This is a genomic window from Enterococcus sp. DIV0802b (assembly GCF_050543535.1).
Lineage (GTDB): Bacteria > Bacillota > Bacilli > Lactobacillales > Enterococcaceae > Enterococcus_D > Enterococcus_D entomosocium.
In genome coordinates this window covers 680,261-687,500 of record NZ_CP172941.1, presented here as the reverse complement: position 1 = coordinate 687,500, position 7,240 = coordinate 680,261, and the positions used below count along the sequence as shown (strand labels likewise).

At 44.8% G+C, this 7,240-nt stretch carries 5 protein-coding genes and 2 rRNA genes (1 of these 7 only partly in view); 2 read left to right on the top strand and 5 right to left on the bottom strand.

Annotated features, from left to right (window positions below; all coding sequences use genetic code 11):
* The 4 genes from IGJ12_RS03155 to IGJ12_RS03140 all read right to left on the bottom strand — a co-directional run.
* Positions 1 to 1,004, bottom strand: a 23S ribosomal RNA gene (locus tag IGJ12_RS03155) (it extends 1,911 nt beyond the left edge of the window).
* A 228-nt stretch (positions 1,005 to 1,232) separates the two neighbouring features.
* Positions 1,233 to 2,792: ribosomal RNA gene (locus IGJ12_RS03150) — 16S ribosomal RNA — on the bottom strand.
* The 16S and 23S rRNA genes sit together here, the layout of an rRNA operon.
* Before the next feature lie 564 nt (positions 2,793 to 3,356).
* Positions 3,357 to 3,719, bottom strand: a complete 363-nt coding sequence (locus IGJ12_RS03145; protein ID WP_008378091.1) for a hypothetical protein — start codon at positions 3,717 to 3,719, stop codon at positions 3,357 to 3,359.
* Between the two features lie 67 nt (positions 3,720 to 3,786).
* Entirely contained in the window at positions 3,787 to 4,167 is a 381-nt protein-coding gene (locus IGJ12_RS03140) for a CvfD/Ygs/GSP13 family RNA-binding post-transcriptional regulator (protein WP_008378090.1), read from the bottom strand.
* Positions 4,168 to 4,260: 93 nt separating this feature from the next.
* Here IGJ12_RS03140 and IGJ12_RS03135 point away from each other — a divergent pair, with 93 nt between their 5' ends.
* The gene (locus IGJ12_RS03135; RefSeq protein WP_430619345.1) at positions 4,261 to 5,442 is read left to right on the top strand and encodes a MalY/PatB family protein; all 1,182 of its coding nucleotides are present in this window, start codon (positions 4,261 to 4,263) and stop codon (positions 5,440 to 5,442) included.
* Positions 5,443 to 5,531: 89 nt separating this feature from the next.
* Here IGJ12_RS03135 and IGJ12_RS03130 read toward each other — a convergent pair whose 3' ends face one another.
* Positions 5,532 to 6,119, bottom strand: a complete 588-nt coding sequence (locus IGJ12_RS03130) for a peptidylprolyl isomerase (RefSeq protein WP_008378086.1) — start codon at positions 6,117 to 6,119, stop codon at positions 5,532 to 5,534.
* A gap of 139 nt (positions 6,120 to 6,258) precedes the next feature.
* Here IGJ12_RS03130 and IGJ12_RS03125 point away from each other — a divergent pair, with 139 nt between their 5' ends.
* Complete coding sequence (locus IGJ12_RS03125) at positions 6,259 to 7,236, top strand: NAD(P)/FAD-dependent oxidoreductase (protein ID WP_008378083.1); 978 nt, start codon at positions 6,259 to 6,261, stop codon at positions 7,234 to 7,236.
* The last annotated feature ends 4 nt before the right edge of the window (positions 7,237 to 7,240 follow it).

Here is a 7,240-nt window from a genome sequence, read left to right as displayed (position 1 = left end):
GGATCTTATCACTCACAGTCTGACTCCCGGATATGAATGAATGGCATTCGGAGTTTATCTGAATTCGGTAACCCGAGATGGGCCCCTAGTCCAAACAGTGCTCTACCTCCATCATTCTCAATTCCGAGGCTAGCCCTAAAGCTATTTCGGAGAGAACCAGCTATCTCCAAGTTCGTTTGGAATTTCTCCGCTACCCACACCTCATCCCCGCACTTTTCAACGTACGTGGGTTCGGTCCTCCAGTGCGTTTTACCGCACCTTCAACCTGGACATGGGTAGATCACATGGTTTCGGGTCTACGACAACATACTCATTCGCCCTATTCAGACTCGCTTTCGCTGCGGCTCCGTCTCTTCAACTTAACCTCGCATGCTATCGTAACTCGCCGGTTCATTCTACAAAAGGCACGCTATCACCCATTAACGGGCTCTAACTTGTTGTAGGCACACGGTTTCAGGATCTATTTCACTCCCCTTCCGGGGTGCTTTTCACCTTTCCCTCACGGTACTGGTTCACTATCGGTCACTAGGGAGTATTTAGCCTTGGGAGATGGTCCTCCCGGATTCCGACGGAATTCCTCGTGTTCCGCCGTACTCAGGATCCTCCTAGGTGTTATCCAAATTTCGCCTACGGGGTTTTTACCCTCTTTGACATACTTTTCCAAGTATTTCGACTATCTGAATAGACTACCATATCGGAGTCCTACAACCCCAACAAGCAAGCTTGTTGGTTTGGGCTTTTCCCGTTTCGCTCGCCGCTACTCAGGGAATCGAATTTTCTTTCTCTTCCTGCAGGTACTTAGATGTTTCAGTTCTCTGCGTCTACCTCGACTGCGCTATGTATTCACGCAGACGTAACATCCTATAAAAGATGCTGGGTTTCCCCATTCGGAAATCTCTGGATCATAGCTTACTTACAGCTCCCCAAAGCATATCGGTGTTAGTCCCGTCCTTCATCGGCTCCTAGTGCCAAGGCATCCACCGTGCGCCCTTATTCACTTAACCTTTGACCTTACGGTCGGTTTTGAGTACTTCTTCTAGCGATAGAAGGTTGCTCAAGAAAATAAGCGTTGAACTTATTAAAAAACTCTTTTAACATTTCAACTCGGTGTGTGTTACTTGTTTTGATTTTTTCTTCGATATCCAGTTTTCAATGAACAAATTTGTTTGAGAGTAGACCTCTCAAAACTGAACAAAGGCAAACGATGTGTAGTCTTCCGAAATATTCCTTAGAAAGGAGGTGATCCAGCCGCACCTTCCGATACGGCTACCTTGTTACGACTTCACCCCAATCATCTATCCCACCTTAGGCGGCTGGCTCCAAAAAGGTTACCTCACCGACTTCGGGTGTTACAAACTCTCGTGGTGTGACGGGCGGTGTGTACAAGGCCCGGGAACGTATTCACCGCGGCGTGCTGATCCGCGATTACTAGCGATTCCGGCTTCATGTAGGCGAGTTGCAGCCTACAATCCGAACTGAGAGAAGCTTTAAGAGATTAGCTTAGCCTCGCGACTTCGCAACTCGTTGTACTTCCCATTGTAGCACGTGTGTAGCCCAGGTCATAAGGGGCATGATGATTTGACGTCATCCCCACCTTCCTCCGGTTTGTCACCGGCAGTCTCGCTAGAGTGCCCAACTAAATGATGGCAACTAACAATAAGGGTTGCGCTCGTTGCGGGACTTAACCCAACATCTCACGACACGAGCTGACGACAACCATGCACCACCTGTCACTTTGCCCCCGAAGGGGAAGCTCTATCTCTAGAGTGGTCAAAGGATGTCAAGACCTGGTAAGGTTCTTCGCGTTGCTTCGAATTAAACCACATGCTCCACCGCTTGTGCGGGCCCCCGTCAATTCCTTTGAGTTTCAACCTTGCGGTCGTACTCCCCAGGCGGAGTGCTTAATGCGTTTGCTGCAGCACTGAAGGGCGGAAACCCTCCAACACTTAGCACTCATCGTTTACGGCGTGGACTACCAGGGTATCTAATCCTGTTCGCTCCCCACGCTTTCGAGCCTCAGCGTCAGTTACAGACCAGAGAGCCGCCTTCGCCACTGGTGTTCCTCCATATATCTACGCATTTCACCGCTACACATGGAATTCCACTCTCCTCTTCTGCACTCAAGTCTCCCAGTTTCCAATGACCCTCCCCGGTTGAGCCGGGGGCTTTCACATCAGACTTAAGAAACCGCCTGCGCTCGCTTTACGCCCAATAAATCCGGACAACGCTTGCCACCTACGTATTACCGCGGCTGCTGGCACGTAGTTAGCCGTGGCTTTCTGGTTAGATACCGTCAAGGGATGAACGTTTTACTCTCATCCTTGTTCTTCTCTAACAACAGAGTTTTACGATCCGAAAACCTTCTTCACTCACGCGGCGTTGCTCGGTCAGACTTTCGTCCATTGCCGAAGATTCCCTACTGCTGCCTCCCGTAGGAGTCTGGGCCGTGTCTCAGTCCCAGTGTGGCCGATCACCCTCTCAGGTCGGCTATGCATCGTTGCCTTGGTGAGCCGTTACCTCACCAACTAGCTAATGCACCGCGGGTCCATCCATCAGTGACGCAAAAGCGCCTTTCAACTTTCTTCCATGCGGAAAATAGTGTTATACGGTATTAGCACCTGTTTCCAAGTGTTATCCCCTTCTGATGGGCAGGTTACCCACGTGTTACTCACCCGTTCGCCACTCTTTTTCTTTCGGTGGAGCAAGCTCCGGTGAAAGAAAAAGCGTTCGACTTGCATGTATTAGGCACGCCGCCAGCGTTCGTCCTGAGCCAGGATCAAACTCTCATAATGATTTGTTTGAATGACCATACGGTCATTAAGCTCATAAAAATTAACTTTGCTAGCTATTGCTTGCATGTATTTGTTTCAATAAATTGAAACGTCCTACACATTGGTTCGTTTGCTTGCTTTGTTCAGTTTTCAAAGGTCTACAGTGCTGTGTTAGCAACTTTTATATCATATCAGAGCGACGTTTGATTGTCAACTCTTTTTTAAAAGTTTTTTCGCTCGTTGTTTTTCAACTTCGCAGCGGCTGTCTCAGCGACTTCATTAGAATAACAAATGATTTGTTATTTGTCAACAACTTTTTTTAATTAACTTTGTTGATGTATCAACATCGATTAACTGTTTTAAAATTGCGACTTCGTTATAATATCATCTGTTTCATTTTTGGTCAAGTCTTTTTTTGAAGTTTTTTCAAAAGCATTTTTGACCCGCTGACTCAATTGCCAACGTTGACTAATTTACCATTCTTCTTGACTCAGGTCAAGGAAATATTTCATTTTATTTACAAAAAGTTTTCAATAAAAAAAGACCGTCATAACGGTCTTCAGTCTTTTCACTAGTATACAGTTGCTAAAAGAACGGAACGCCTTCGATCTTATAGTCTTCAATGATCTTACGAAAGATATTGGGCTCTTCCCACGCATACCCCTCTGGCAGCTGTTGCGTTTGTCCTGCTTCTTGTGTTTCAAAAACAAATAAAGGAATATTTTGCGTATCAATATTTCCGTTTGTGAGTTCAACGAGTTCGATCGCTGTCACATCAAGGTGAATACGGTCTTTAAACAATTGTAAGATCGTAGCCAAGCCGGTTTTATCTTCAGAAAAATCCGTTGACGCTAATTCCGCAGTGCCTTCGTGTATTTGCATCAAAAATCGTTTCGAACCATTTGTTAAGTGCATCATAACTGTACCCGCTACTTTTTTGGATCCCAAAATACCCACCTCAGTTATTCATCTGTTTGTAAACTAATTTTAGCACATTTTCAGAAAATATGCACGATTATCTGTTGCTGTTTTCTTTTTCTAACATTTCTTTAGCTTCTTTCACCCACACTGGTAAAGCTTCTCCAACCGTACGGAAACCAATCCGCTTATTCTTATTTGTAAAGTAGCGTTTACGCTTAAAGGGTGGCTGAACAAAACTTGTTTCCAATGTACGGCGGGACAAACTGATCTTTTGGCTGTATTCGTCAATATCAATGATTTGTACACGGATTTTTTGGCCGATCTGTAAGACTTCATGGATATTTTTAGTAAACCCGGATTGGATCTCTGAAACATGGATCAAGCCTTGCGTTTCTTTATCTAACGAAACAAATGCACCATAGGGTTGAATCCCAGTGACTGTTCCTTCTATAATGTTCCCGATTTGATAATTCATAGTCTTTCCTCTCTTTTCCACTTTCATTATACTTGAACTAGTGGTAGATTTGAAGCATCAGAAACAACGTTACACAATATAGGAGGGAAACGCATGATCAATTTTGACAAAGTTCATCCGCGCTTAAATACCAATAGCGTCAAATGGGATACAATTGCAAAAACCTATAAGGAAGAAAACTTATTGCCGCTTTGGGTAGCCGACATGGATTTTCTGGCACCAGAACCAGTGAAAAAAGCGTTAGAAAAAGCAGTTGCCCAAGGGATCTATGGGTACTCCACCATCCCTGATTCGCTGCTTGAATCCATCATCGATTGGCAGCAAAGACGTCATGGTTATACCATCAATAAAGAAGCGATCCTTTTTAATAGCGGTGTCGTCCCTAGTATTGCACTAGCGATCCAAAGTTACACCCAAGAAGGAGATGCCGTATTGATCCACGATCCGGTCTACCATCCCTTTGCCCATGTTGTCAAAAACAATCAGCGTACCTTAATTCAAGAACCCTTACTGGAAAAAGACGGACGCTTCGTCATCGATTTTGAGGCGATGGAACGAACGATCATCGAAAAGAAGGTAAAATTGTTTCTTCTATGTAATCCGCTTAATCCTGGTGGCCGGGTATGGTCCAAAGAAGAACTACTGGCGATCGGCCGTATTTGTCAAAAACATCAAGTGATCGTTGTCAGTGATGAGATTCATCAAGACATCGTTTTTGCGCCAAATCACTTTGTTTCTTTCCAAACAGTTGAGCCAAACTTTGCCGATTTTTCAATCATCTTGACTTCAGCAACCAAGACCTTTAATTTAGCTGGGATCAAAAATTCGATGGTATTCATCAAAGATAAAACCTTGCGCAGCCAATTTGCAAAAACACAGGAGCGTAACGTTCAAGGGGAGATCAATACGTTTGGATTGATCGCTACTGAAGCAGCGTATCGTGAATCTGAAGAATGGTTAGAAGAACTATTGTCCTACTTAGAGGCAAATCGCACCTTTGTCTGTGACTTTTTGACTGACCAACTGCCAACCGTGTCGTTTCAAAAGCCTGAAGGTACTTACTTGATCTGGCTAGATTTTTCTGCCTATGGCCTAACGGACAATCAGCTACAAAGAAAACTGATCAAAGAAGCCAGCGTCGTGTTGAATCAAGGAAGTATCTTTGGTCCCCACGGGAGTCACCATATGCGGCTAAACTTTGCCTGCCCTAAAGAGCTATTAGAAAAAGCACTCAATCAAATCGCCGCCGCGTTTAAAGACCAACCGATTGATTAACGCTTACGTGTAAAAAAAGAACCCTAAAGCTGCCATTTCAACGGTCTCCTGAGGATGACCGTTGAAACTGCTTTTGGGTTCTTTTTGTTTTATTCGCTGATTTTGATCGTTTCGATCACTACATCGTGCACCGGACGATCTTGTGGTCCCCGTTGCACACCAGCAATTTCATCAACAACTGACATTCCTTCGATCACATGACCGAAGACTGTGTGACGGAAATCTAACCAAGGAGTACCACCTGCTTGATAGGCTTCGATGATTTCAGCTGGATAACCAGCACCTTCTAATTGACCTAACATGTTGCTAGGAACATTTTGGTTGTTTACGATGAAAAACTGACTGCCGTTAGTATTCGGACCAGCGTTTGCCATGGATAAAGCGCCACGAAGATTGAACAACTCTTTTGAAAATTCATCTTCAAAGCTGCCGCCATAGATACTTTCGCCGCCCATACCTGTACCAGTTGGGTCACCGCCTTGAATCATAAAATCAGGAATGACACGGTGGAAGATGATCCCATCGTAATACCCTTTTTTCGCTAATTCAACGAAGTTTTTCACTGTTTTTGGTGCCAATTCTGGGAACAATTGTACAACTACATCCCCACGATTGGTTTTGATGACTGCTTTATGGCCAGTTTGTTTTTCTAATGCTAACTGTGGAAATTCAGACACATTAACTCCTCCTTCTCTCTCATAAATCCATGATAGCAGAAAATTGAAAAAATGCTAGTTTGGATAATTTTTGCTATAATGAAGCTATTCGTACAACACGAACATGCTTCACCCAACGTGGTTAGAAAAGAGGAATAACATGGATATTTTTGATATAACGATTATCGGCGCCGGACCTAGCGGGATGTTTTCTGCTTTCTATGCCGGCATGCGTAACGCCAAAACTAAGATTATCGACAGCTTGCCGCAATTAGGCGGTCAGCTTGCTACTTTGTACCCAGAAAAATACATCTACGATATCCCAGGTTATCCGAAAATCAAAGCGGGCGATCTTGTCCAAAACCTGGAAAAACAGTTGACGACTTTCAATCACCAATATTGTTTAGAAGAAACCGTCTTGTCGGTCGAAAAACAAGAAGACTATATCGAAGTCACTACCGACAAAGGAATCCATTACTCGAAAGCCGTGATTTTGGCTTTAGGAAACGGCTCCTTCCAGCCGCGCAAACTGACTTTGCCAGAAAGCGAGCGGTTTGAAGGATACGGCTTAGACTATTTTGTCACCGATTTGATGAAGTATGCCGGACGCAAAGTAGCGATCGCCGGTGGCGGCGATTCTGCCATCGATTGGGCATTGATGCTGGAGCCGATCGCTAGTGAAGTCTACTTGATCCATCGCCGTCCTGAATTTCGTGCTCATGAACATAGCGTCAGCAAATTACAAGCTTCTGCCGTCAACATTCTGACTCCTTATGTGATTCAAGAGCTCCAAGGAGAGCAACGTTTGACTGGTGTCTCGTTGCAGCAAGTCAAGGGTGATGAAACGGTCAGCCTTTCATTGGATGCTTTGATCGTCAATTACGGTTTTTCTTCCACATTGAACATCAAGGATTGGGGCATGAAAAGCAGCCGCCAAGGAGTCTTCGTCTCTTCAGATATGAGCACGTCTGTTCCTGGGATCTATGGCTGTGGGGATGTCGTTTTATACGATGGAAAAGTCGACCTGATCGCTACTGGTTTCGGGGAAGCCCCAACTGCGGTGAACAATGCGCTCCACTACATTGATCCCAAAACGCGGACACAACCTGCCCATAGTACAAGTCTTTTTAAGGAGTAGCTGA